The organism is Pseudomonas lopnurensis, from assembly GCF_015070855.1.
Lineage (GTDB): Bacteria > Pseudomonadota > Gammaproteobacteria > Pseudomonadales > Pseudomonadaceae > Stutzerimonas > Stutzerimonas lopnurensis.
Map to the genome: position 1 here is coordinate 1 of NZ_JADDIX010000099.1, position 25,215 is coordinate 25,215.

Consider the following 25,215-nt stretch of genomic DNA (forward strand, 5'->3'; position numbering starts at 1 on the left):
TGAGAGAACTCGGGTGAAGGAACTAGGCAAAATGGCACCGTAACTTCGGGAGAAGGTGCGCCGGTGAGGGTGAAGCATTTACTGCGTAAGCTCATGCCGGTCGAAGATACCAGGCCGCTGCGACTGTTTATTAAAAACACAGCACTCTGCAAACACGAAAGTGGACGTATAGGGTGTGACGCCTGCCCGGTGCCGGAAGGTTAATTGATGGGGTTAGCGCAAGCGAAGCTCTTGATCGAAGCCCCGGTAAACGGCGGCCGTAACTATAACGGTCCTAAGGTAGCGAAATTCCTTGTCGGGTAAGTTCCGACCTGCACGAATGGCGTAACGATGGCGGCGCTGTCTCCACCCGAGACTCAGTGAAATTGAAATCGCTGTGAAGATGCAGTGTATCCGCGGCTAGACGGAAAGACCCCGTGAACCTTTACTATAGCTTTGCACTGGACTTTGAATTTGCTTGTGTAGGATAGGTGGGAGGCTTTGAAGCGTGGACGCCAGTTCGCGTGGAGCCAACCTTGAAATACCACCCTGGCAACTTTGAGGTTCTAACTCTGGTCCGTTATCCGGATCGAGGACAGTGTATGGTGGGTAGTTTGACTGGGGCGGTCTCCTCCTAAAGAGTAACGGAGGAGTACGAAGGTGCGCTCAGACCGGTCGGAAATCGGTCGCAGAGTATAAAGGCAAAAGCGCGCTTGACTGCGAGACAGACACGTCGAGCAGGTACGAAAGTAGGTCTTAGTGATCCGGTGGTTCTGTATGGAAGGGCCATCGCTCAACGGATAAAAGGTACTCCGGGGATAACAGGCTGATACCGCCCAAGAGTTCATATCGACGGCGGTGTTTGGCACCTCGATGTCGGCTCATCACATCCTGGGGCTGAAGCCGGTCCCAAGGGTATGGCTGTTCGCCATTTAAAGTGGTACGCGAGCTGGGTTTAGAACGTCGTGAGACAGTTCGGTCCCTATCTGCCGTGGACGTTTGAGATTTGAGAGGGGCTGCTCCTAGTACGAGAGGACCGGAGTGGACGAACCTCTGGTGTTCCGGTTGTCACGCCCGTGGCATTGCCGGGTAGCTATGTTCGGAAGAGATAACCGCTGAAAGCATCTAAGCGGGAAACTTGCCTCAAGATGAGATCTCACTGGAGCCTTGAGCTCCCTGAAGGGCCGTCGAAGACTACGACGTTGATAGGTGGGGTGTGTAAGCGTTGTGAGGCGTTGAGCTAACCCATACTAATTGCCCGTGAGGCTTGACCATATAACACCCAAACAATTTGCTGTTTGCGTGTCAGACGGTCGAAGTCGACACAAAGCCGAAGATTTGCAGAGAACACGCAATACCGATATATCACATGCCCAATACGCTGCAGCGGCTCAACCCCGAGGCAGCAACCGAATTGCTTGACGACCATAGAGCGTTGGAACCACCTGATCCCATCCCGAACTCAGCAGTGAAACGACGCATCGCCGATGGTAGTGTGGGGTCTCCCCATGTGAGAGTAGGTCATCGTCAAGCACCTATCCCAAACCCCCGATCTGCGCAAGCAGGTCGGGGGTTTGCTTTTTGCGTCGGAAAATAGGGGCGGGCAAATGCGCAGTCGGCGCTATGCGCCGGCTGCGCTGCAGATGCATGACCGAGCGCGGTCGGTGAGCGGCGAAAACGATGCGCCCAGCCGCGGGCTGAAGGGTATGGAATGGGGCGGAAGAGCGAAGCCGATCTGTGAACGGCTCCTTCTACCAATTTCCTGCCGAGTGGCCGAGCGCGCCGATCCGGGGGAAGCTGCTCGCAGTCGGCGTTGTTCATTCTTGAGAGGCCTTCGACGCGGTCTGTCTATTTCTGTTGCGTCAAATGGCCCCCGCTATAGGTCACGTTTCACCCCAGCATGGTTTCAGGACGAACCCACTGTTCGAATTCATCGTTGCTCAGGTAGCCGAGTTCCAGTGCCGCCTCGCGCAGGGTGCTGCCCTCCGCGTAAGCCTTCTTGGCGATTTCCGCGGCCTTGTCGTAACCGATATGCGGGTTCAGGGCGGTTACCAGCATCAGGCCTCGTTCCAGATGCTCGGCCATGCGCGCAGGATCAGGTTCGAGCCCCGCTATGCAGTGGGTATTGAAGTTGCGGCAGCCGTCAGCCAGTAGGCGGATCGATTGCAGCAGATTGTGGGCGATCACCGGTTTGAACACGTTGAGTTGCAAATGCCCCTGGCTTGCCGCGAAGCCGATGGTCATATCGTTGCCCATGACCTGACAGGCGAGCATTGACAGTGCCTCACACTGGGTCGGGTTGACCTTGCCGGGCATGATGGAGCTGCCGGGTTCGTTGGCCGGCAGCTTCACTTCGGCGAAACCGCCGCGTGGTCCGGAGCCCAGCAGGCGAAGGTCGTTGGCCAGTTTCATCAACGCCACGGCCAGGGTCTTCAGCGCGCCGGACAGCGCGACCAGGGGTTCATGCCCAGCCAATGCGGCGAATTTATTGGGTGCCGAGACGAAGGGTAAGCCCGAAAGCGCTGCAAGCTCTGCGGCAATGGCTTCGGCGAAACCGTGCGGGGCGTTCAGCCCGGTGCCGACGGCGGTGCCGCCCTGCGCCAGTTCGTACACGGCCGGCAGGCTTTGCCGGATCGCCCGCTCGGCGATGTCGAGCTGAGCGACGAATGCCGACATCTCCTGGCCGAAGGTAATCGGGGTGGCATCCATCATATGGGTGCGCCCCGTTTTGATCAGCTTGTTGTGACGCGCTGCCTGCTCGGTGAGCCCACCGGACAATTCGGAGAGCGCCGGTAAGAGATCGGTATGCACGGCCTTGGCGGTGGCAATGTGCATCGCGGTAGGGAAGCAGTCATTGGAGCTCTGCGCACGATTGACATGATCGTTAGGGTGCACCGGGCTTTTGCCGCCTCTGTTGCCTACAGCCAGTTCGTTGGCGCGCCCCGCTATCACTTCGTTGACGTTCATGTTGCTCTGCGTGCCGCTGCCCGTCTGCCAGACCACCAGCGGGAACTGATCGTCGTGCTGGCCATGCAACACCTCGTCGGCGGCCTGTTCGATCAGGCGCGCGATGTCCGGCGGCAGATCGCCGATACGGTCATTGACCCGTGCCGCCGCTTTCTTGATCAGAGCAAGAGCATGCAATACTTCGATCGGCATGCGTTCGGTGCCGATCTCGAAATTGCTCAGCGATCGTTGCGTCTGGGCTCCCCAATAGGCTTGTTCCGGCACCTCTACGGGGCCCAGGCTGTCGGTCTCGGTACGTGTCATGCCGTTGCTCCACTGTTTGATTGCTTGGTTTAGGCTGCCTCGCGGCGCTGCGGGTTCCGTGGCGCTGCGGTCCATCGCTTGAGCCATTGGAACTCCGGGCGCAGAATCTGTCCATTGAGAGCCAGCTATCCCCACCCAAGGTATTTCCAATGTCCATGCACCGCACGCTCCGCTTCTGCTGCGCCATTCTTCTCAGCTGTATCGGCCCATCGGCAATCGCCGACAGCACGACCCACGCGGACAGCGCCGAACGCTTCCTGCAACTGGCCAATGCCGATCGTCTCGCGGTGCCGGTCTACGCCCAGGTCCAGCAGATGTTCGCCCAGCGCTTTGCCGAAACCCAGGCGCCGGATAGCAAGAAGGCACTGCTCGAACGCTATCAGGCCCAGGCCGATGCTGCGTTGGACAAGGCGATCGGCTGGGACAAGCTGAAGCCCGATCTGGTCGCGCTCTATACCGGCCAGTTTTCCGAAACCGAACTGAATCAGTTGATCGATTTCTACCAGTCGCCGCTGGGCAAGAAGATGCTTGCTAAACTGCCGGAGCTCAACGCCCGCTCAGCGCAGCTCACCCAGGCGAAGCTGGAAGCCGCAGTGCCGGAAGTGAACAAGCTGTTGGCCGACATGACGGCCGAACTCGATACCCAGAAGCCTTGAGAGAGCCAGGCATGCCCAAACTCGATTCGATCCAGGACGCCCTGCAAGCACTACAGCCCGAGCACCTCGAAGTGTTCGACGAAAGCCATATGCACAGCCGGGGGCAGGAAACCCACTACAAGGCGGTGATCGTCAGCCCTCAGTTCGCCGGGTTGAATTCGGTCAAGCGCCATCAGAAGGCCTATGCGGCGATGGGGGATTTGATGCCGCAGATCCATGCGCTGGCACTGCATACCTATACGCCGGAGGAGTGGGCGCAGCAGGCGGCGGTGCCGCCGTCACCGGTCTGTGCTGGCGGGCATAAGTAAGCGGGGCTGGCCAATCCGTCGTACCCTGCGCAACATTGACCTTGTTTGTTAGAATTCCCCACTCGCGCCGGCCCATGCCGGCGCTTTCGTTTGTATCCGGTCCGCCCTTTACGCGGGCGACCACTGGTGGAAATACCTTATGACACAGAAGATCGTCGTCGCGGCGCTGTACAAGTTCGTTTCCCTGCCGGACTACGTCGCGCTGCGTGAGCCCCTGCTCGAAACGCTCACCGACAATGGCATCAAGGGCACGCTGTTGCTGGCCGAAGAAGGCATCAACGGCACGGTGTCCGGCACTCGCCGGGCGATCGATGCGCTGCTCGCCTGGTTTCGACGCGATGCGCGACTGGCCGATATCGATCACAAGGAATCCTGCTGCGACGAACAGCCGTTCTACCGCACCAAAGTCAAGCTGAAGAAGGAAATCGTCACCCTGGGCGTGGCGGGCGTCGACCCCAGCCAGCGAGTCGGCACCTATGTCGAGCCGCAGGAGTGGAACGCTCTGATCGCCGACCCGGACGTGCTGCTGATCGACACACGCAACGACTACGAAGTGGCCATCGGCACGTTCGAAGGTGCGGCCGATCCGAAGACCAGATCGTTCCGCGAGTTTCCTGGCTACATCAAGGCGCACTACGACCCGGCCAGGCACAAGAAGGTGGCGATGTTCTGCACCGGCGGCATTCGTTGCGAGAAGGCGTCGAGCTACATGCTGGGGGAGGGTTTCGAAGAGGTCTATCACCTCAAGGGTGGCATTCTCAAATATCTGGAGGAGGTGCCGGAGGCAGAAAGTCGTTGGCGAGGTGATTGTTTCGTATTCGACAACCGGGTCACCGTGCGGCATGACCTGAGCGTCGGTGATTTCGATCTCTGCCATGCCTGCCGCGCTCCGGTTTCCGTGGAAGATCGGCTGTCCGAGCACTACGCTGCGGGTATCAGCTGTCCGCACTGCTGGAATACCCTGAGCGAGAAAACCCGCGCCAGCGCCCGCGAGCGGCAGAAGCAGATCGAACTGGCCCGCCAGCGCAATCAGCCACACCCCATCGGCCGCGACCCGCGGCAACTGGACAGCTGAGCCGGCCGGCGTATTGCCCAGAAGCAGTGGAGTATCGTAGTGGCCCGACTGATTTACGTGATGGACCCCATGTGCTCCTGGTGCTGGGGCTTCGCGCCAGTGCTGCAGGCGCTGGCCGAGCAGGCCGCTGCGCAGGGCGTGCGACTGGAGCTGGTGGTCGGCGGGCTGCGCCGCGAGCGGGCGGCCATGGATCAGGCCGGGCGGGAGCGGACCCTCTCCTATTGGCAGGCGGTACATGCAGCCACCGGCCAGCCGTTCAACCTCGCCGCGGGGCTGCCGCAAGGCCTGGTCTATGACACCGAGCCCGCTTGCCGGGCGCTGGTAGCGGCACGCAGTCTCGACCAGGCCCGCGTCTGGTCGCTGGCGACGTCGATCCAGCGGACGTTCTATGAGCAGGGCCGCGACGTGACGCAGCCTGCGCTGCTGGTAGAGCTGGCCGAGGCGGCCGGTATACCGCGCGGCAGCTTCGCCGAGCGCTACGACTCCCAAGAGGCGAGGGCCGCCACCCAGGCCGATTTCGCCTGGGTGGAAAATCTCGGGATCGCCGGCTTCCCGACCCTGCTGGCCGAGTGCGAGGGCCAACTGGCGTTGCTGACCAATGGCTACCAGCCCGTGCAGGCGCTGGCACCGTTGCTGGGCCGCTGGCTGGAGCGCAATGCCCATGCCTGACCGGCTCAGTTGGGCGGAGATCCGCCGGCTCGCACTGCATCACCGCAAGGCCTTGATCCTGGCCAACCTGGTCGCCGTGCTGGCGACTCTGTGCAGCGTACCGATTCCCCTGCTGCTGCCGTTACTGGTGGACGAGGTGCTGCTGGGCGATGGCGACACTGCGCTGCAGTTCATGGATCGCTTCCTGCCCGCGAGCTGGGAGAGCGCACTCGGCTACATCGGCCTGATGCTCTGCATGACGCTGTTGCTGCGGGCCCTGGCGCTGGTATTCAACGTGCTGCAGGCACGCCTGTTCGCGCGGTTGTCCAAGGATATCGTCTACCGCATCCGCATCCGCCTGATCGAGCGGCTCAAGCGCATCGCGCTGGCGGAATACGAGAGCCTCGGCGGCGGCACGGTGGCGACGCACCTGGTCACCGATCTGGAAACCATCGACAAGTTCATCGGCGAGACCCTCAGCCGTTTCCTCGTGGCGCTGCTGTCGATCGTCGGCACCGCGGCCATCCTGGTCTGGATGCATTGGCAGCTGGCATTGCTGATCCTGCTGTTCAACCCGCTGGTGATCTACGCCACGGTGCAGCTGGGCAAACGCGTCAAACACCTGAAGAAACTGGAGAACGACAGTACCTCGCGCTTCACCCAGGCACTCACCGAGACCCTCGACGCGATCCAGGAGGTCCGGGCTGGCAACCGCCAGGGGTTCTTCCTGGGCCGCCTCGGGCTGCGCGCCCGCGAGGTACGCGACTACGCGGTGGCATCGCAGTGGAAGACCGATGCCTCCAACCGCGCCAGTGGCCTGTTGTTCCAGTTCGGCATCGATGTCTTCCGCGCAGCGGCGATGCTGACCGTATTGTTCTCCGATCTCTCCATTGGCCAGATGCTCGCGGTGTTCAGCTACCTCTGGTTCATGATCGGCCCGGTGGAGCAATTGCTCAGCCTGCAGTACGCGTTCTACGCCGCCGGTGGTGCGCTGGGGCGGATCAACCAGTTGCTGGCCCGCGCCGACGAGCCGCAGTATGCCGGTAGCCGCGATCCGTTCGCGGGTCAGGCGACGGTCGCCATTGATGTGCGTGGGCTACAGTTCGCCTACCAGGACGAGCCGGTTCTCGAGGGGCTGGACCTCAGCATCGCCGCAGGGGAAAAGGTTGCCGTCGTTGGCGCCAGTGGAGGGGGCAAGAGCACGCTGGTGCAGCTACTGCTGGGGCTCTACCAGCCACAGGCCGGGCAGATCCGCTTCGGCGGCGTGCCGCTGGAGGACATCGGGCTGAACACCGTGCGCGACAACGTCGCCGTCGTGCTGCAGCATCCGGCGCTGTTCAACGACACCGTGCGCGCCAACCTGACCATGGGGCGTGAGCGGGACGACGAACGCTGCTGGCGTGCCCTGGAAATCGCCCAGCTGGCGGAAACCATACGCCAGTTGCCGAACGGACTGGACAGCGTGGTCGGGCGTTCCGGCGTGCGCTTGTCCGGTGGCCAGCGTCAGCGCCTGGCAGTCGCACGAATGGTGCTTGCCGATCCGAAGGTGGTGATCCTGGACGAAGCCACCTCGGCGCTGGATGCGGCTACCGAGTACGCCCTGCATCAGGGATTGAATCGTTTCCTCGAGGGGCGCACGACACTGATCATCGCCCACCGGCTGTCGGCGGTAAAACAGGCCGACCGGGTGCTGGTATTCGATGGCGGACGGATTGCCGAGGAGGGCGATCATCAGCAACTGATCGCCGAAGGCGGCCTGTACGCCCGGCTGTACGGGCACCTGCAGCACTGAGCGGAGACGCTGGCGGACGGGACGCGTTGGGTCGGGGCGCGTAGCCTGAGGAGCGAAGTGACGAACCCGACACGTTTGTGCCCTTGCCTGTTGGGCTTCGCTGCGCTCAGCGCCAACCTACCCGCGGGCGCTCGAACATCGACTGTTGCAAGAAATTCGAGCCAGGCCGGCAATACATGGCCTAAAAAAAACCGCCCCGTGGGGCGGCTCAAACCAAAGGTCTTGCGTGCTCTGGCCGCCTAGCGGGGCCGGAGTCCATCAGAAGGACTTGGAAACGGCGACGGTCAGGTTGGAGTCGCAGTAGTCGTCCTTGCCATAGGTGGCTTCGCAGTCCGCAGAGGAAATGTCGGTGTCGGTGTAGGTCAGCGTCACGTCCAGGCCGAAGAGGCTCTTGCCCACGCCGACGGCCCAGTCGTTGTAGTCCTCGCTGCCGCCCTTGGAGTCGGTGTAGCCGTAGCTGGCGAACAGGGTCGTTTCGTAGGGCAGCTCATATTCGTAGCCGGCCCAGGTGTAGGACGGGTGCACACCCGTCTCGACGCCGTACTTGTAGCCCAGGGTGAAGCCGTAGGCGGTGATGCTCGGGATGATTTCGTAACCGTTCCACTCGCTGGCCTGCGGGTAGGCGTACTTGGCCAGCTGCAGGTCGGCGGAGATGTCATCGGTGAAGCCATAGCCGTAGCCGACGTAGTAGTCGACTTCGATGTCGGCGCCGCTGGTGTTACCCGGGAAAGCCGCATCGTCGACGTTCGAGGCCCAGATGCCGGCATAGAGGCCGCTTTCGTGTGCGACGTCCAGGCTGCCCTGGATAGCGGTTTCGCCGGCGGTCTGCGACTGGCCGCGCCAGATGTAATCGCTGGCCAGAGTGGCGGTCATGCTGACGTCGAAATCGCCGAGCGGAGAGGGCACCGTCTCGCTGACGGCCAATGCGCTGAAGCCCATTGCGGACGCTGCGGCAACTGCCACTGTGAGTTTCTTGAACATGCTTTGACTCCCTGTGTCGGTACGCGAGGGTGGGCCCTCGTCCTGGAAAACCTGATTGCAGGATCAGGTGATGGGTCCAGAAGCAGAATGCTTGCCAACTCAGGAAAGTATTTATAAATCAACTAGATATGTTGATTTTTCGCTTGCGGTGGACTCAACGGCGCGCTGCGCTGGGGCGCTTTGCCAGCATTGTGAAGGGTGTGCACCGCTTCGATGCATGGGGCATATCCTGTCCGTCAGTCTTAAGGCGTCAAAAAATCATGTTTAATTGCTCAACTATCAGTACTCTCTGCCGACTTCCCTGTCGTGCCCTTCATTTGTGGAATGTTTCTGATGGAATCAGTGCTGAATTTCTTCTCCAATCTGCCGGTCGGCAAGAAGCTGATCTACGGTTTTGGCGTGGTGCTGCTGCTGACCCTGGGCGTGGCCGGCACCGGCTTCATCGCGGTCGACGAAATCCTCGCGCGGGCGAACCAGATCAATCAATTTTCCACGGTCAATGCCTCCATTCTCGCTGCGCGGGGAGACGAACGTGACTATGCGCTGACGCGCCAGCAGGCCTCGGCCGATGCGCTGCACAGGTCGCTGCAGCGGCTCAACGACGAGCTGGCCACGCTGGCCATCGATTCCAGCGACGTGGAGCAACCCCACTTGGCGCGGATTCGCCAGGCCGCGGATGAATACGGGCGGCAGTTCGACGAATATGGCGTGCTGATCGAGCGCGGCGTGGCGCTGCGCGCGCGGATGCAGGAGGCCGCGCAGGTCAGCCGCGAGGAGTTCGAATTCATCGAACTCGATATGTACGATGCGGTGCGCGTCCTGCGGCTGGAGGGCGATCGCCTCAAGGGCAGCGATCCGCTGACCATCGCCGAGGCCACCTCCGGCTTGACCAAGCAGATTCTCGACATGCGTACCCTGGAGAATGTCTACGTCGGCAACAGCTCCGATGCGGCGGTCGAGAGCTGGAAAGAGCTTCATGGCAACGTGACGGCCGTCGGCGGCAACCTGAAGGTCTGGCTGGACGATGAGCAGAAGGCCTCCATGGACAAGGCCCTGGCTGAACTGGAGAACTACCGCGCGGCCTTCGACGAGTTCCGCCAGAGTCGCAGCAAGCGCCTCGCGCTCGAGCGGTCGATGGCCCAGCAGTCGGAGGTGGTGATCGATGCCGCCCGCGAAGCGCTGGCCAGCGCGACTGTCGCCATGGAACAGCAGCGTCGCAGCACCTATACGCTGCTGGCCGTCATCGGTGCGTTGGCGATCTTCATCGGGCTGCTGGCCGCCGTGTCGATCTCGCGGATGATCGTCGGGCCGCTGCGCGCCATCGTGCAGCAGGCACAGCGCGTCGCCGGCGGGGACCTGACCTATTCCCAGGCGAGCATCCGGCGCGACGAAGTGGGCCAGTTGCAGAACGCCATGCACAGCATGACCGAAAGCCTGCGCACCCTGATCGGGCGTATCGGCGGTGGCGTCAGCCAGATCGCGACAGCTGCCGAGCAGCTTTCCGCGGTCACCGCGCAGACCAGCGCCGGCGTGCAGACCCAGCGCCTGGAGACCGAGCAGGTCGCAACGGCCATGCACGAAATGGCGGCCACGGTGCAGGAGGTGGCGCGTAACGCCGAGCAGGCCTCGAGTGCCGCGCGCCAGGCCGATCAGCAGGCGCGCCAGGGCGACAGGGTGGTGCAGGATGCCGTCGGCCAGATCGGCAACCTGGCCGGCGAGGTCGACCAGTCGGCGCATGCCATCGAAGCGCTGCATGCCGAGAGCGGGCGCATCGGCAGTGTGCTGGAAGTGATCCGCGCGGTCGCCGAACAGACCAACCTGCTGGCGCTCAACGCGGCCATCGAGGCGGCCCGTGCCGGCGAGCAGGGGCGCGGTTTCGCCGTGGTGGCCGATGAAGTGCGCGCCCTGGCGCGGCGCACCCACGACTCCACCGAGGAGATCGAAGGGTTGATCGGCAATCTGCAGCGAGTCGCGCAGCAGGCCGTCGAGCAGATGCGGAACAGCCGCGATCTCACTCAACGTACGGTGGAACTGGCCAACGAGGCTGGCGTCGCCCTGGGGCACATCACCGAGTCGGTTTCCACCATCGAACAGATGAATCAGCAGATTGCCGCGGCGGCCGAGGAGCAGAGCGCGGTAGCGGAAAATATTTCCGAGAGCGTGACCCGCGTGCGCGACATCGGCGATCAGAGCGCCAGTGCCACCGAGCAGACGGCCGGCGCCAGCGCCGAGCTGGCGCGGCTCGGTGTCGAACTGCAGGAGCTGGTCCGGCAATTTCGTACCTGAGGGGGAAAGGCGGCCGGTCCGGGCTTATCGCTCGCCGTCCAGTTCCGCCGCCCAGGCTGCCAGCGGCAGCGGCGGATACTGATGCCAGATGCGCTTCCAGATCTGCAGCAGGCGATCCAGATCGCCGCGGTCGGCCGGCAGGCGCTCGGGCCGGTCGATCAGCTGCCAGCCGTCCTCCGCGCGTTCGGCCAGGGGAAAGCGGAAGGGATGGAAGCCGGTCATGCCCAGACGCAGGTCGGTGACCAGCAGTTGGCCAGCGCTTTCGTCGTAGCGCAACACGTCGTCGGTGAACCATCGCAGTCGCGCATGCTGTGGCGAGTCCTGCAGGGCCGCGGCCAGATGGCTGTCGCGCGGGAGGCGCACCAGCTCTGGCGGCATGTCGTCCAGCCAGCTGACCAGCGCTTCGTGATAGAACTCACCGTCCACCACGATTACCCGCCACAACAGGCTGTTGAACGGCGTCGGCGTGCTGAACAGGTGTTCGGCCTGGATGCCTTCGCGGTCCATGACGTCTCGCACACGCTGCTCGGCCATCTGCTTGCCGGCCAGCGTGGAGCCCAGATACAGCGACGAAACGAGCAATGCTAGCAGCGGCCAGCGCGCCACCCGCCCCTGCAGGCCGAACAGGAGGCCGGCCAGCACCGCCAGGAGCAGCGGCACGCTGTACAGCGGGTCGATGATGAAGATGCTCGACCAGGCGACCGGCGTCATGTGCAGAGGCCATAGCAACTGGGTGCCGAAACTGGTGAAGGCATCCAGCAGCGCATGGGTCGCCAGCACCAGCCAGAGCGTGAGAAACAGGCGCCTGCCGGAATAGCGCGGATCGGGGCGCCAGCGCCGGGCCAGCCAGGTCAGCAGCCCGGCAACCAGGCTGACGACCAGCAGCGAATGGCTGAAGCCGCGGTGATAGGTCATGTTGGACACGGCGTCGCCGTAGTCGATGACCACGTCGAGATCCGGCAGGGTGCCGAGCAGGGCGCCGTAGAGCAGCGCCTTGCGGCCTTGCCAGCGTCCCAGCAGGGCGGCCTGGACGCTGGCGCCGAGTACGGCCTGGGTGATCGAATCCATGGCGTGGTCCGTTCGAAGCGGGGCTTTACCTTAGCCGAATGCGCCTGCGTGCATTCGGCGAAATCCATAAAAAACATGTCGGTGGCTGCCGAGGAATACGACAATATCCCCGCCAATCCGTCCCACAGTGAGTTGCCATGCTGGAAATCTCGAATGCCGTGCAATTGCCGGACACCGAAATCGAGCTGACCGCCATCCGAGCCCAGGGCGCCGGCGGGCAGAACGTCAATAAGGTCTCCAGTGCGCTGCATCTGCGTTTCGACATCAATGCCTCGTCGCTGCCACCGTTCTACAAGGAGCGCCTGCTGGTCCTGCGCGACAGTCGGATCACCAGTGATGGCGTGGTGGTCATCAAGGCGCAGCGTTATCGCACCCAGGAGCAGAATCGCGTCGATGCGCTGGAGCGCCTGGCCGAGCTGATCCGCAGCGTCGCCAAGGTCGACAAGACGCGCCGCCCGACTCGGCCGACGCTGGGCTCCAAGAAGCGCCGGCTGGAGGGCAAGGCCAAACGCGGGGCGGTCAAGGCCGGGCGGGGCAAGGTGGATTATTGAGGGCTGGCGCCCGGCGAGTTGCCCGGCCACGCAGCCATTCAGGCGCCGAGCGTCTCGGCCGGCAATGGCTGATGCTGTTCCAGCGAACTCAGGAATTCATCGCCCCAGCGCCGAATGTCATTGAAGCTGACGATGCCGTACAGCTCGCGCAGCCGCGCGCGGGCTTCGCTTTTCGGCATGTTCAACGCCAGATAGCAGGTTGCCGCGAGATCGGCCGTGTCGTGCGGGTTGGTCAGAAGCGCGCCCTTGAGCTCCGCCGCCGCCCCGGCGAACTCCGAGAGCACCAGCACCCCACAGCCATCCAGTAGCCCCTGGGTGGCGACGAATTCCTTCGCAACCAGGTTCAGCCCGTCGCGCAGCGGCGTGATCCACATGACGTCGGCCATGGCATACCAGGCCACGACTTCGTCGAACGGGTGGCTGCGGAAGAAGAACTGCACCGGGGTCCAGCCGATGCTGGCGAAGCGCCCATTGATGCGGCCCACGGCCTGTTCGATCTGCCCCTGCAGCTCGTCGTAGATCGAGATTTCCTGCGCCGCCGGTACGCAGATGCTGGCCAGGGTGACCTTGCCGTGCAGTTCGGGGTTGCTCGCCAGCATCGCTTCGAACGCCTGGAGCTTCTCCAGCACGCCCTTGGTGTAATCCAGTCGCTCCACGGCGAGAATCAGTCGTACGCCTGCCAGTTCCTGCCGCAGCCGGGCCATGCGCTGGCGCACCGGTTCGCGGGCGAGGGCGTTGCGTACCCGGTCCAGGTCCAGCCCCACCGGGTGGGCGCCGAGCTTGACCCGGCGCATGCCGGTATCCACTTCGGTGGTCACGCTGTCGAGCCCGACGGCGCAGCCATAGGTCACGAAGCGCGGCGCGCAGTTCTGTCGCGCGAGGGTTTCCAGCGGGAACACGCCGCGGGCGACGTCGACGAAGTTTTCCACCTGGCGCGGGATATGGAAACCGATGTAATCGCACTGCAACAGGCTGCCGACGATCTGCCGGCGCCAGGGCACCACGTTGAACACGTCCGCCGAGGGGAAGTAGGTGTGATGGAAGAATGCCAGCCTGAGGTCCGGGCGCAGCTCGCGCAGATAGGCCGGGACCATCCACAGGTTGTAATCGTGCAGCCACACGGTCGCGCCTTCGGCGGCTTCGCGGGCGGTGCGCTCGGCGAAGGCGCGGTTGACCTGCAGGAATACCTGCCAGTCGGCCTCGTTGAATACCGCGCGCTCCCAGAAAGTGTGCAGGGTCGGCCAGAAGGCCTCCTTGGAAAAGCGCTTGTAGAAGGTGTCGACCTCATCCTTGCTCAACGGAACCCGGGCGGCGGTGAGGCGCGGGTAGCGCTCGGCATCGACCGTGGTGTGGCTGTCGAACGGGCCGTCGGCCTCGTCATGTTCGGCCCAGGCCACCCAGGACCCCTTGCGGCCATCGGCGAAGAAGCTCAGCAGCGTCGGGATGATGCCGTTGGGGGATGTCGGCCGGCGGCGCTGGATGCGTCCCTCCACCCGGTGCTCTTCATAGGGCAGGCGGTGATAGACGATGACCAGATCGGCCTGGCCGGGCTCGGCGGCCTTGCGACTCTCGGCGGCGAAGCCGTGTTCGCCGAGGAAGCCGAAGTGGGCGAAGGCCTGGATGATGCCGCCGCAACCGGGGGCATCGGCATGCAGCACGCGGGTGCAGCTGCGCGTCTGCTCCAGCAGGCCGGGCTCGGACTGCCCGACGCAGACGCCCTTGAGTCCGCAGCCGAGCATGCTCAGGTCGTTCAGGGTATCGCCGGCGACCAGCACCTGCTCGGGGTCCAGCCCCAGGGTTTCGATCAGGCGCAGCAGGCTGCTGCCCTTGTTCACGCCGCGGGGGAGGAAGTCCAGGTAGAGGTCGGCCGAATAGAGCAGGTCGCAGCCCAGGCGCTCGGCGGCGATTTTCAGGGCGGGATCGGCGGCCTGTTCCGGCGTGCAGAAGTACGAGCAGCGACGGGCCTGGGGTACATCCTGGCGGACCAGCTCGGGGAAGGCGGTCAGGGCTTCGGCGATGGCCGTTTCGCCGGGCCAGCGGGTTTCGATGTGCTGCTGCAGCGGTTGGATCGGCAGCAGGGTTTCGCCGTGATAGAGGCTGGCGCCGACGTCGGCGATGATGTAGTCCGGCTGCGGCAGCGTGGGGTCCGCCAGCAAGGGCAGCACGGCTTCGAGGCTGCGCCCGGTGACGTAGGCGAGTTGAATGTCCGGATGGGCGGTGATGGTCTGATAGAGGCTGAGACGATCCTGTGGTTCGCCGCCAAGAAAGGTTCCATCGAGATCGGTGGCAAGTAGCATGCGCTGTCTTCCTGTCCATGAGTGGTGCAGTGACGCGCCGACCTGGGCCGACGAGCAAATGGCATCCGGCCTGCCCTGCAGGCGACCGGGTGTATTGGCAGATTTCAGGGCGGCGACGGTGCCGGGCATGGTCCGGTCGTCGACGCGGCGCCAGGGCGTGGTCAGCCGTGGCGCTGGCGGAGCGCAATCATTGTTGCGCCCTCATCGATTCAAAGCGTGCCGGTTCGCTGGGAGCTGGGTTCCTCCTCCTCGAGGGGCGGCTGGTACTCGTCGAGAATGTCCGCTTCGGCGGTTTCCGTCTGTTCCGCAATGGTTTCGGGCGTGTCGGGCATCAGCTCCAGCACGGTATGGCTGGTGCGCAGCATCGGTGTGAAGTGCCCGTGCGGCTCGGTGACCAGATCGACGACGCGCCGTGGCCGCCAGTACGAATAGAGCGCCAGCAGGCCGAGCGTCACGGCGAAGAACAGCGGCAGGGCGACGGCGCCGAACAGATGCATCAGGCCGCCGGCCACCACCGGGCCGAATGCGGCGCCGAAGCCGTTGGCCAGCAGCAGCCCGCTGGAGCCGGAGAGAATCTCGTCTGGGTGCAGTTGGTCGACCATCTGCGCCACGGCGATGGAATAGATCGAGAAGGCCAGGCCGCCCCAGAGGAACATCAGCCCCAGGAGCAGCGGCCCGGCGAGGATCGGTGTGACCACCAGCGCGAGTACCGCGGCGATGGCCACCACCCAGAGCATCACCACGCGGCGGTCGTGCTTGTCGGAAAACAGCCCGATCGGCCATTGCAGCACGGCGCCGCCAAGGATGGTCACGCTCATCAGCAGGCCGACGCCGGCCGCGTCGAAGCCGACCTGGCTGGCATACACCGGCGCCAGGCCCCAGAAACCGCCGAGCGTCAGGCCGGAGATGCCGGCCGCCATCAGCGGCAGCGGCGCGATGCGTGCCAGCTGCAACAGGTCGGTGGCGGGCATGTCCGGCAGGGTGGGCTGCGCCTGGCGGGTCAGGGTGATCGGCATCAGCGCGCTGCAGATGAGAATCGCCGCCAGCGCGAAGAGGGTGAACGTCATCGGGCTGTCGAGATTCAGCAGTTGCTGGGCGGCAGCCAGGGCGCCGAGGTTGACGGCCATGTACAGGGCGAACACCTGGCCGCGCTTCTCGCCGCTGACCTGGGCGTTGAGCCAGCTCTCGATGACCATGTACAGCGTCACCAGCGACACGCCGTAGAGTACCCGCAACACCAGCCAGACCCAGGGGTTGACGATCAGCACGTGCAGCAGCACGGTGACCGCGGCCAGGGCGGCGTAGAAGGCGAAGGTGCGGATATGGCCGATGCGTCGGATCAGCGAAGGGGCCAGCCAGGTGCCGAGCAGAAATCCGCCGAAATAGCCGGACATCAGCAGGCCGATCAGGCCCGTCGAGTAGCCCTCGGCGACACCGCGCAGTGTCAGCAGGGTATTGAGCAGGCCGTGCCCGAGAAGGAGCAGGGCCACGCCGGCGAGCAGCGAACTGATGGGAGCGATTAGAGACCTCATGGCGACCTACCCTAGGCAAATGTGACGGTGATGGCAAGTTGCAGACGGCTCTGACGAGTTCGTTTTATATATATAAATCTTTGATTGCAAAAAGAAATTAAGAGAGAGGCGGTTGTTGCGCAGCGCCGATCCGCTTGTGCCGTTTCTTTGGGCAGTACGAATGCCCGAGGATTCCAAGGCTTCCAGCCCGGCAATCAAGCAGAACGTGACCTGATGGTTCGTCGCTCAGGCGCGTCCCGGCGCCAGGGTGGCGATCAGCGCGCGCACGCTGCCGGGCAGGGCGTCCAGCTCCCTGACCAGGATGCTGCGTTCGCGCACCGCCCAGGGCTCGTCCAGCTCCACCAGGGCCAGCCGCATGGTGCGGCTGTGCCGGCGCGCGGCGGATTCGGGAATGATGCCGATGCCGACGCCGGCCTCGATCATCCGGCACACCGCCTCGAAGCTGGAGACCTGGATGCGCAGCGACAGGTTGCCGCCGAGTTTTTCCACCTGATCGCGCAGGAAGGTCAACAGCGTGCTGCCCTCGTGCAGGCCGATGTGCTGGTAGGCGAGCGTCTGCCGCAAGGTCATCGTCGGTTCGCCAGACAGCGGATGGCCGACCGGCACGGCCAGCAGCAGGCGATCGGTGCTGAAGTGCAACACCTGCAGCCCCGCGGCCTGCACCGGTCCGGCGATGATGCCCATGTCCGTGCTGCCATCCAGTACGCCGCGCACGATGTCGCGGCTCAGCCGTTCCTGCAGGTCTACCGTCACGCCGGGACGCTGGGCGAGAAAGCCTGCCAGCACCTCGGGGAGAAATTCGGTCACTGCCGTGGTGTTGGCGAAGATGCGGATATGCCCGGCCGAGTCGGTGCCGTATGCGGTGAACTCGCTTTTCAGGTAATCCACCTGGCGCATGATCAGCCGCGCATGCTGCAGGAGCTTCTGCCCGGCCGGCGTCAGCTCCACGCCACGGCTGTCGCGGTAGAGCAGGCGGCTGTCGAGCTGGCCTTCCAGCGCCTTGATCCGTGCGCTGGCCGCCGCCGGCGAAAGGTGCGCGCGACGTGCACCCTGGGTCAGGCTGGGCGATTCGGCGATATGGATGAACAGGCGCAGGTCGGCCAGATCGAAATGCATGGCAGAGTTTCCACTGGATTCTTGTAACCGGCTTGCTGGTGATCCGGCTCGAGCTCGGCAACGATCGCCCGCAAGCGGGCTCCTACGGTTTTGGCGTTCAGCTTAGCCGAACGCCGGTGTTGGTAAATACAAATTCTCGGAACGCCGAGTTCGTAGCATGCTGCGGCAAAACAAGACAACACCGGAAGCCCCGCAATGACCGACACCTCCGCCTGGATTGGCCGCCGCGAAGAAGTCCACGACCAGCTCAGCCGCAACCTGCTGATGCGCATCGCCGCCACCTTCGGCGAAACCACTCCCGCCCATAGCGAAGCGTTGCCGCCGCTGTGGCAATGGTGCTTCTTCCAGGAGCCGATCGCCGAAAGCGGACTGGGCGAGGACGGGCATCCGGCCCGTGGCGGGTTCCTGCCGCCGGCGGACAATCGCAACCGCATGTGGGCGGGCGGTCGCGTCGAGTTCTTCCATCCGCTGGAGGCCGGCAGCGAAGCGCGGCGTGTGTCCACCATCAAGCACATCGAGGAAAAGCACGGCCGCACCGGCGCGCTGCTGTTCGTCACCGTGCAGCACGATTACCTGCAGGATGGCCGCCTGGCCATCCGCGAAGAGCAGGACATCGTCTACCGCGAGCCCAGTCCGCCGAAGACCAGCAGCGGCGAGCCGATGATCGCCGGCGACTGGCGCGAGGCGGTGACGCCGACCTCGACGCTGCTGTTTCGCTATTCCGCCGTGACCTTCAATGGCCATCGCATCCATTACGACTGGCCCTACGTCACCGAAACCGAAGGCTATTCGGGGCTGGTGGTGCACGGCCCGCTGATCGCCACGCTCAACCTGCGCGCCTTCTGCCGCGCCAACCCCGAGGCGCGCCTGAAGCGCTTCGCCTACCGTGGCCTGCGTCCGCTGATCGCGCCGCAGCCGTTCGAGGTCGGCGGACGCATCGTCGCGCCGGGCAAGGCCGAACTCTGGGCCGGCGATCACCATGGCCTGGCGCAGAAGGCCGAAGTGGAATTCGACTGAACAGCGAATCGTAGGGTGGATCGGGACGCGCAGTCGTCGCTTTTTTACATCCACCGAAAGACCGACCGGTGGATCGGTAAAGCGTGATCCACCCTGCGTCTGCCGCGACAACGAGAAGTTTTGAGGAACCGAGATGACGCCGCACAAGAATGAAGAACTGAACGCCATCCGCGAAGGCGTGCGCGCCCTGTGTGCCGAATTCCCCGCCGAGTACTGGCGCAAGATCGACGAGGAGAAGGGCTTTCCCGAGGCCTTCGTCACGGCGCTGACCCAGGCCGGCTGGCTGTCGGCGATGATCCCGGAAGAGTACGGCGGTTCCGGCCTCGGCCTGGCCGAAGCCTCGGTGATCCTCGAGGAGGTAAACCGTTGCGGCGGCAATTCCGGCACCGTGCATGGGCAGATGTACAACATGTTCACCCTGCTCAGGAACGGCAGTGAGGAGCAGAAGCGTTACTACCTGCCGAAGCTGGCCAGCGGCGAGCTGCGCCTGCAGTCCATGGGTGTCACCGAGCCCACCACGGGCACCGACACCACCAAGATCAAGACTACGGCGGTGAAGCAGGGCGACAAGTACGTCATCAACGGGCAGAAGGTCTGGATCTCGCGCATCCAGCACTCGGACCTGATGATCCTGCTGGCGCGCACCACGCCGCTGGCCGAGGTGCAGCGCAAGTCCGAGGGCATGTCGATCTTCCTCGTCGACCTGCGTGAGGCCATCGGCAACGGCCTGACCGTGCAGCCGATCGCCAACATGGTCAACCACGAAACCAACGAGCTGTTCTTCGACAACCTGGAGATCCCGGCCAGCAGCCTGATCGGCGAAGAGGGCAAGGGCTTCCGTTACATCCTCGACGGGCTCAATGCCGAGCGCACGCTGATCGCCGCCGAATGCATCGGCGACGGCCGCTGGTTCATCGAGAAGGCCAGCGCCTACGCCCGCGACCGCGTGGTGTTCGGCCGGCCCATCGGGCAGAACCAGGGTGTGCAGTTCCCCATCGCCGAGGCGCACATCGAGATCGAGGCGGCCGACCTGATGCGCTGGCGCGCTTGTGAGGAATACGACAGCGGTCGCAACGCCGGCGCCGCCGCCAACATGGCCAAGTATCTGGCGGCCAAGGCCAGCTGGGAAGCGGCCAACGCCTGTCTGCAGACCCACGGCGGCTTCGGCTTCGCCAACGAATACGATGTCGAGCGCAAGTTCCGCGAGACGCGCCTGTACCAGGTGGCGCCGATCTCCACCAACCTGATCCTGTCGTACGTGGCCGAGCACTTGCTGGAGCTGCCACGCTCGTTTTGACGGCGAACGTAGGGTGGATGGCGCTTTTTACATCCACCGTTTGCATGGTGGAAAACGCTGCGCGGTTTTCCACCCTACGAAAGAGGGACATGCGCCATGAACATCAGCCATCTCGACCATCTGGTCCTCACCGTCGCCGATATCGAGACGACGGTGGACTTCTATACCCGCCTGCTCGGCATGCAGGTGGTGACCTTCGGTGAAGGGCGCAAGGCGCTGACCTTCGGCAATCAGAAGATCAATCTGCACCAGGCCGGGCGCGAGTTCGAGCCCAAGGCCGAGCGGCCGACGCCGGGCTCGGCGGACCTCTGCTTCATCGTCACCACGCCGCTGGAGGAGGTGATCGCCCACCTCGATGCCCAGGGTGTGGCCGTGATCGAGGGGCCGGTGCAGCGCAGTGGTGCCAACGGGCCGATCCGCTCGGTGTACCTGCGCGATCCCGATTTCAACCTCATCGAACTGTCCAATCCGCTGGAGACCATGGCATGAGCCAGCACACCCAGGCCCTCACCGAATTTCTCGCCGGTCTGCGTTACGAGCAGATTCCCGACGCGGTGCTCGCCCGCACCGAGGACCTCTTCCTCGACTGGTTCGGCTCCGCCCTGGCCAGCGCCGGGTCGCACCCGATTCCGCTGTTCGAACGTTACGCCGAACGCATGGGGCCAGCCGAAGGCCGTGCCCGCATCCTGGTCAACGGACGCTCCAGCTCGGCCTACTTCGCCGCGCTGGTGAACGCCGCCAGCTCGCACCTGGTCGAGCAGGACGACCTGCACAACAGCTCCGTGCTGCACCCGGCCACCGTGGTGTTTCCCGCCGCGCTGGCGGCCGCGCAGGTTCTCGGAAAATCCGGCCGCGAGCTGCTCGTGGCCTCGGTCGCGGGCTACGAGGCGGGCATTCGCATCGGTGAGTTCCTCGGCCGCTCGCATTACCGCATCTTCCACACCACGGCGACCGTGGGCACCCTGGCGGCCGCCGTGGCGGTGGGCAAGCTGATGGACTTCGACCAGCAGCAGTTCACTCACCTGCTCGGCAGCGCCGGCACCCAGGCCGCCGGGCTCTGGGAGTTCCTGCGCGATGCCGCCGATTCCAAGCAGCTGCACACCGCCAAGGCGGCTGCGGACGGGCTGCTCGCCGCCTACCTGACTGCCGACGGGCTTACCGGCGCGCAGGACATCCTCGAAGGCGAGCAGGGCCTGGCCGCCGGCATGTCGAGCGACGCCGACCCGAGCAGGTTGTCCGAGCGCCTCGGCAGCCGCTGGGCGCTGGCGGAAACCTCGTTCAAGTTCCATGCCTCGTGCCGCCATACGCACCCGGCCGCCGATGCGCTGCTGGCGCTGATGCAGCGCGAAGGGCTCACGGCAGAGGACATCGCCAGCGTCACCACCCGCGTGCATCAGGGCGCCATCGATGTGCTCGGCCGGGTGAGCGTGCCGCAGACGGTGCACCAGGCCAAGTTCAGCATGGGCACCGTGCTGGGGCTGATCGCCGTGCACGGCAAGGCGCAGCTCACCGAGTTCCGCGATCTGGCGTTGATCGATCCGGCCGTGGCGGCGTTTCGCGAAAAAGTGAGCATGGTCCTCAACCCCGAGGTCGATGGCGCCTACCCGGCACGCTGGCTGGGCCGGGTCGAGGTGACCACCACGGACGGCCGGGCGCTGCACGGCGCCATCGACGAACCCAAGGGCGATCCGGGCAACACCCTGAGTCGCGCCGAGCTGGAAGACAAGTTCCGCCGCCTGCTGCAGTTCTCCGGTGCGCGCAGTGCCGATGAGGCCAGCGCGCTGATCGAGAAGGTCTGGCGGTTGCGCGACACCGACGATTTGAGCGGTCTGGCCTGAGGGGAGACGTAGGGTGGATCGCGCTTCATCGATCCACCGAACGGATTCCGGTGGATGTGAAAGGCGACATCCACCCTACGCCGCTAAGCCTCGCGAGCGGGGCGGGCTCTGGATGTTGGGCTTCGCCGCCCGACCCAACCGGTTGGCTGGAGCCAGATCGTAGGGTGGATCGCGCTTCATCGATCCACCGAGCGGATCCCGGTGGATGTGAAAGGCGACATCCACCCTACGCCGCTAAGCATGTTGAGGTGAACGTAGGGTGGGCTTCAGCCCACCACCACGCGCCGGCGGGCTGAAGGCCCTTACGAACGTGCCATCAGGTTGGCCTGAACCAAATTGCAGGAAAATGCTATGAACGACACCCAAGCCAAACCCCGTCCCCTCGACGGCATCACCGTGGTCAGCCTCGAGCACGCCATTGCCGCGCCGTTCTGCACGCGCCAGCTGGCCGATCTCGGCGCACGGGTGATCAAGATCGAGCGCCCCGGCGCAGGCGACTTCGCCCGCGGCTACGATGAGCGCGTCGACGGCCTGGCCTCGCATTTCGTCTGGACCAACCGTTCCAAGGAAAGCCTGACCCTGGACGTCAAGCAGGACGCCGCCAGCCAGGTGCTCGATCAACTGCTGGGCAATGCCGACGTGCTGGTGCAGAACCTCGCACCGGGCGCCGCCGCGCGCATGGGGCTGTCGTTCGAGACGCTGCACGAGCGCTTCCCGCGGCTGATCGTCTGCGACATCTCCGGCTATGGCGACGGTGGGCCCTATGAACAGAAGAAGGCCTACGACCTGCTGATCCAGAGCGAGGGCGGCTTTCTCTCCGTTACTGGCGGGCCGGGCGAAACCGAGATGGCCAAGGCCGGCTGCTCCATCGCCGACATCGCCGCCGGCATGTACGCCTACACCGGCGTGCTCTCGGCGCTGATGCTGCGCGACAAGACCGGCGAGGGCAGCCGCGTCGACGTGACCATGCTGGAAAGCCTGGTGGAGTGGATGGGCTACCCGCTGTACTACGCCTACGACGGCGCGCCGCCACCACCACGCGCCGGTGCCGCCCACGCCACCATCTACCCCTACGGGCCGTTCCCCACCGGCGATGGCGGCACGGTGATGCTCGGCCTGCAGAACGAGCGCGAGTGGCTGCTGTTCTGCGAGAAGGTGCTGCTGCAACCGGAACTGGCGCAGGACGAGCGCTTCTCGGCCAACTTCAAACGTTCGGAAAATCGCGAGGCGCTGCGCGCCATCATCATCGAGCGCTTTTCCCGGCTGAGCGCCGAAGAAGTGATCGCCCGCCTGGACGCCGCGCCGATCGCCAACGCCCACGTCAACGACATGGCCGGCGTCTGGGCCCATCCGCAGCTCGCGGCACGCCAGTCCTGGGGCGCGGTGGACAGCCCGTCGGGGCGTCTGCCGGCGTTGCTGCCGCCAGGGCGCAACAGTGCCTTCGCGCCGCGCATGGACCCGATCCCAGCCCTCGGCCAACACACCGATGCGCTGCTCGCCGAGCTGGGCTATGCGCCGGGCGACATCCAGCGCCTGCACGAGCAGGGCGCGGTGTGACGTGCCTGAAGAATTCAAGGAGCTATCGATGAATCCGAGCATCATCCGCACCGCGCTGTTCGTCCCGGCGACCCGTCCGGAGCGCATTCCCAAGGCGCTGGCGAGCGGTGCCGACGCGGTCATCGTCGATCTCGAGGATGCCGTTGCCGAAAGCCTGAAAGCCGAAGCGCGGGCCAGCCTCGATGCGTTTCTCCAGGCCAATCCCGACGCCCGCGTGCTGGTGCGCATCAATGCGCCGCTCCACGCGGGGCAAGCCGAGGACCTGGCGCTGTGCGCACGCCATGCCGGCGTCGCCGGGGTGCTGCTGCCGAAGGTGGAAAGCGCGGTGCAGGTGGCCCTGGCGGTGGCCTGCGGCAAGCCGGTGTGGCCGATCGTCGAGAGCGCTCGCGGGCTCGCCAGCCTGGCGGAAATCGCCAGTGCCGAGGGCGTCGAGCGGCTGTCCTTCGGCGCGCTGGACCTGGGCCTGGATCTCGGCCTGGCCAGCGGCAGTGCGGCCGCCGAGCGCATCCTCGACCAGGCGCGCTACGCCCTGCTGCTGCATTCGCGGCTGGCGAACCTGGCGCCGCCGCTGGACAGCGTGTTCCCCGATATCAAGAACCTGCACGGCCTCGCCCGGGCGGTTGCCGATGCCCGCGACATGGGCTTCGGCGGGCTGCTGTGCATCCACCCCAGCCAGGTCGCTGTGGTGCATGAAACGCTGATGCCCAGCGCCGAAGAGCGGGACTGGGCACAACGCGTCCTCGCCGCCGGTGCGTCCGGCGACGGGGTCTTCGTGGTGGACGGACAGATGGTCGACGCTCCCGTCGTCGGTCGTGCCCGCCGCCTGCTGCAACGTGCCGGGCAAGCGATCCCCTGATCGCACCCATCACGACAAACGTACCAACCGACAAAAACAAGAGGGGTACCACCATGCTGAAAACCACCGTCAAGGCGCTTGCCTGCGCACTGTCGCTATCCATCGCCGGGCTCGTGCATGCCGATCCCGTGACCATCAAGTTCGCCCATGTGGTGGCGGACAACACACCGAAAGGGCAGGGCGCGCTGCTGTTCAAGAAGCTCGCCGAGGAACGCCTGCCGGGCAAGGTCAAGGTCGAGGTCTACCCGAACTCGTCGCTGTTCGGCGATGGCAAGGAAATGGAGGCGCTGCTGCTCGGCGACGTGCACATGCTGGCGCCATCGCTGGCCAAGTTCGAGCACTACGCCAAGGCCATCCAGATTTTCGACCTACCGTTCCTGTTCGACGACCTGGCCGCCGCCGACCGTTTCCAGAGCAGCCCCGAGGGCCGTTCGCTGCTCACCGCGATGGAAGACAAGAACATCACCGGCCTGGCCTACTGGCACAACGGCACCAAGCAACTGTCGGCCAACAAGCCGCTGCGCGAACCCAAGGATGCGCGCGGGCTGAAATTCCGCGTACAGGCGTCGGCGGTACTCGAGGAGCAGTTCAAGGTGGTGCGCGCCAACCCGCGCAAGATGAGCTTCGCCGAGGTCTACCAGGGCTTGCAGACCGGCGTGGTCAATGGCACCGAGAATACCTGGTCGAACTACGAAAGCCAGAAAGTCCACGAGGTGCAGCCGTACATGACGGCCTCCGATCATGGCCTGATCGACTACATGGTGATCACCAACACCACGTTCTGGAAAGGCCTGCCCGATGACGTGCGCAGCGAGCTGGAAGCGATCATGGACGAGGTGACGGTCGAGGTTAACCGCCAGGCCGATGAACTCAACCAGAAGGCCAGGCAGGCCATCGCGGCGTCGGGCAAGACCGAGATCATCGAGCTGACCCCGGAGCAGCGCGCCCAGTGGCGCGAAGCGATGCAGCCGGTATGGAAGAAGTTCGAGGGCGAGATCGGCGCCGATCTGATCGAGGCGGCACAGGCGGCCAACCAGCGCTGAGTCGCCAGGCACTGCCACGGGCGAACGTCGCGCGACCGCAACGGGTGC

The 25,215-nt window shown here is 64.6% G+C and carries 20 protein-coding genes, 2 rRNA genes and 1 pseudogene; 17 read left to right on the forward strand and 6 right to left on the reverse strand.

The window, feature by feature from the left end; translation table 11 throughout:
- Together IN820_RS20890 and rrf are read left to right on the forward strand one after the other, a co-directional pair.
- Positions 1-1,254 (forward strand): 23S ribosomal RNA (locus tag IN820_RS20890); the annotation flags it as partial.
- 142 nt (positions 1,255-1,396) lie between these two features.
- Positions 1,397-1,512: ribosomal RNA gene (rrf, locus tag IN820_RS20895) — 5S ribosomal RNA — on the forward strand.
- A gap of 357 nt (positions 1,513-1,869) precedes the next feature.
- Here rrf and IN820_RS20900 read toward each other — a convergent pair.
- A complete protein-coding gene (locus IN820_RS20900; protein WP_003297095.1) occupies positions 1,870-3,249 on the reverse strand; it encodes a class II fumarate hydratase in 1,380 nt (459 codons plus the stop codon).
- Positions 3,250-3,398: 149 nt separating this feature from the next.
- Here IN820_RS20900 and IN820_RS20905 point away from each other — a divergent pair, with 149 nt between their 5' ends.
- From IN820_RS20905 to IN820_RS20925, 5 genes are all read left to right on the forward strand, one after another.
- Complete coding sequence (locus IN820_RS20905) at positions 3,399-3,905, forward strand: DUF2059 domain-containing protein (protein WP_003297094.1); 507 nt, start codon at positions 3,399-3,401, stop codon at positions 3,903-3,905.
- Between the two features lie 11 nt (positions 3,906-3,916).
- Positions 3,917-4,213 carry a BolA family protein gene (locus tag IN820_RS20910; protein ID WP_003297093.1) on the forward strand — a complete coding sequence of 99 codons (297 nt, stop codon included), beginning with the start codon at positions 3,917-3,919 and terminating at the stop codon, positions 4,211-4,213.
- A 139-nt stretch (positions 4,214-4,352) separates the two neighbouring features.
- Positions 4,353-5,288 carry an oxygen-dependent tRNA uridine(34) hydroxylase TrhO gene (gene trhO, locus IN820_RS20915; protein WP_193682817.1) on the forward strand — a complete coding sequence of 312 codons (936 nt, stop codon included), beginning with the start codon at positions 4,353-4,355 and terminating at the stop codon, positions 5,286-5,288.
- 39 nt (positions 5,289-5,327) lie between these two features.
- Entirely contained in the window at positions 5,328-5,957 is a 630-nt protein-coding gene (locus IN820_RS20920) for a DsbA family protein (protein WP_003297089.1), read from the forward strand.
- On the forward strand, positions 5,950-7,728 hold the full coding sequence (locus tag IN820_RS20925) for an ABC transporter ATP-binding protein (RefSeq protein WP_193682818.1): 1,779 nt from the start codon (positions 5,950-5,952) through the stop codon (positions 7,726-7,728). Before IN820_RS20920 ends, IN820_RS20925 begins: the two co-directional genes overlap by 8 nt.
- Positions 7,729-7,986: 258 nt before the next feature.
- On the opposite strand, the gene IN820_RS20930 is transcribed toward IN820_RS20925, so the two are convergent.
- Positions 7,987-8,709: a TorF family putative porin gene (locus IN820_RS20930; RefSeq protein WP_193682819.1), complete on the reverse strand. Its 723-nt coding sequence runs from the start codon at positions 8,707-8,709 to the stop codon at positions 7,987-7,989.
- A 333-nt stretch (positions 8,710-9,042) separates the two neighbouring features.
- Here IN820_RS20930 and IN820_RS23090 point away from each other — a divergent pair.
- Positions 9,043-10,137 (forward strand): annotated as a pseudogene (locus tag IN820_RS23090) (methyl-accepting chemotaxis protein); the annotation flags it as partial.
- A 144-nt stretch (positions 10,138-10,281) separates the two neighbouring features.
- Positions 10,282-10,995, forward strand: coding sequence for a methyl-accepting chemotaxis protein (locus IN820_RS23095; RefSeq protein WP_408005259.1), 714 nt, complete (start codon positions 10,282-10,284; stop codon positions 10,993-10,995).
- A gap of 24 nt (positions 10,996-11,019) precedes the next feature.
- On the opposite strand, the gene IN820_RS20940 is transcribed toward IN820_RS23095, so the two are convergent.
- Entirely contained in the window at positions 11,020-12,063 is a 1,044-nt protein-coding gene (locus IN820_RS20940) for a metal-dependent hydrolase (RefSeq protein ID WP_193682821.1), read from the reverse strand.
- A 137-nt stretch (positions 12,064-12,200) separates the two neighbouring features.
- Here IN820_RS20940 and arfB point away from each other — a divergent pair, with 137 nt between their 5' ends.
- Positions 12,201-12,614, forward strand: a complete 414-nt coding sequence (gene arfB / locus IN820_RS20945; protein WP_193682822.1) for an alternative ribosome rescue aminoacyl-tRNA hydrolase ArfB — start codon at positions 12,201-12,203, stop codon at positions 12,612-12,614.
- A 38-nt stretch (positions 12,615-12,652) separates the two neighbouring features.
- Here arfB and ggpS read toward each other — a convergent pair whose 3' ends face one another.
- The 3 genes from ggpS to IN820_RS20960 form a co-directional block, all read right to left on the reverse strand.
- A complete protein-coding gene (gene ggpS / locus IN820_RS20950; protein ID WP_024162373.1) occupies positions 12,653-14,911 on the reverse strand; it encodes a glucosylglycerol-phosphate synthase in 2,259 nt (752 codons plus the stop codon).
- 209 nt (positions 14,912-15,120) lie between these two features.
- Positions 15,121-16,443 carry an MFS transporter gene (locus tag IN820_RS20955; RefSeq protein ID WP_193682823.1) on the reverse strand — a complete coding sequence of 441 codons (1,323 nt, stop codon included), beginning with the start codon at positions 16,441-16,443 and terminating at the stop codon, positions 15,121-15,123.
- A gap of 225 nt (positions 16,444-16,668) precedes the next feature.
- Positions 16,669-17,559: a LysR family transcriptional regulator gene (locus IN820_RS20960; RefSeq protein ID WP_193682824.1), complete on the reverse strand. Its 891-nt coding sequence runs from the start codon at positions 17,557-17,559 to the stop codon at positions 16,669-16,671.
- A 195-nt stretch (positions 17,560-17,754) separates the two neighbouring features.
- Between IN820_RS20960 and IN820_RS20965 the strand changes: the two genes are divergently transcribed.
- The 7 genes from IN820_RS20965 to IN820_RS20995 all read left to right on the forward strand — a co-directional run bounded on the left by IN820_RS20965 (position 17,755) and on the right by IN820_RS20995 (position 25,167).
- Positions 17,755-18,576 carry an FAS1-like dehydratase domain-containing protein gene (locus IN820_RS20965; RefSeq protein ID WP_193682825.1) on the forward strand — a complete coding sequence of 274 codons (822 nt, stop codon included), beginning with the start codon at positions 17,755-17,757 and terminating at the stop codon, positions 18,574-18,576.
- 133 nt (positions 18,577-18,709) lie between these two features.
- Positions 18,710-19,873 carry an acyl-CoA dehydrogenase family protein gene (locus tag IN820_RS20970; protein WP_193682826.1) on the forward strand — a complete coding sequence of 388 codons (1,164 nt, stop codon included), beginning with the start codon at positions 18,710-18,712 and terminating at the stop codon, positions 19,871-19,873.
- Between the two features lie 96 nt (positions 19,874-19,969).
- A complete protein-coding gene (locus IN820_RS20975; protein WP_193682827.1) occupies positions 19,970-20,362 on the forward strand; it encodes a VOC family protein in 393 nt (130 codons plus the stop codon).
- Entirely contained in the window at positions 20,359-21,711 is a 1,353-nt protein-coding gene (locus tag IN820_RS20980) for an MmgE/PrpD family protein (RefSeq protein ID WP_193682828.1), read from the forward strand. The genes IN820_RS20975 and IN820_RS20980 overlap by 4 nt, the downstream gene beginning before the upstream one ends.
- 351 nt (positions 21,712-22,062) lie before the next feature.
- The gene (locus IN820_RS20985; RefSeq protein ID WP_193682829.1) at positions 22,063-23,268 is read left to right on the forward strand and encodes a CaiB/BaiF CoA transferase family protein; all 1,206 of its coding nucleotides are present in this window, start codon (positions 22,063-22,065) and stop codon (positions 23,266-23,268) included.
- Between the two features lie 28 nt (positions 23,269-23,296).
- Positions 23,297-24,124, forward strand: a complete 828-nt coding sequence (locus IN820_RS20990; protein ID WP_193682830.1) for an HpcH/HpaI aldolase/citrate lyase family protein — start codon at positions 23,297-23,299, stop codon at positions 24,122-24,124.
- 53 nt (positions 24,125-24,177) lie between these two features.
- Positions 24,178-25,167, forward strand: coding sequence for a TRAP transporter substrate-binding protein (locus tag IN820_RS20995; RefSeq protein WP_193682831.1), 990 nt, complete (start codon positions 24,178-24,180; stop codon positions 25,165-25,167).
- Positions 25,168-25,215: the final 48 nt, after the last annotated feature.